This is a genomic window from Staphylococcus sp. 231237_7MaSpsaltlick, from assembly GCF_043107035.1.
Genome location: NZ_JBICNX010000295.1, coordinates 1 through 545 on the forward strand (window position 1 = coordinate 1; position 545 = coordinate 545).

The window sequence follows — 545 nt, forward strand, 5'->3', positions numbered from 1 at the left end:
ATATACGAGGGCTTTTAACAATTTCTGAATATGTATTAACAAGCTGAATATTGCTTTGTACCTCTTGTGCCATCATTTGTGAATCACTTTCTTTTTGGTTCACTAAAACTTGTGTTGATGCTTGATACCTAGAGTCTAAAAAGAATAATGTAACAATTGTACTAATAAGCAAACAAAGAATAGGTAAAATTATGATTAATCTTGCATTTTTCTTTAATATCTCTAACAACTTCGATAAATCAATTGTATTTTCCATAAGAACCTCCCATTTTTAATTTGTTCCATTCCATTATATATAAATTTTATTATGCTTTTCAACGCATTTTTAAAAGTTATATTAAAATTATTTGAATTTGTTAATAAAATCCATTATTTTAAAATTATAATGCTTCTACCAAGCCTTTTTATAATTCTAAAAACTATCATCATCTTTAAATTTTTAATAATGAAATATTCCACTAGATATACACTCAAAACACATATTTTTAAAAATTAAAACTAAAATCTAGTTTTCTTAATTAACAATATTTATATTAATAATAATC

1 protein-coding gene is annotated in these 545 nt (G+C 22.6%); it reads right to left on the bottom strand.

Annotated elements, in window-relative coordinates; all coding sequences use genetic code 11:
- A partial coding sequence (locus ACF91D_RS31550) for a Wzz/FepE/Etk N-terminal domain-containing protein (RefSeq protein ID WP_392438665.1) occupies positions 1-256 on the bottom strand: 256 nt, incomplete at its 3' end.
- Positions 257-545: the final 289 nt, after the last annotated feature.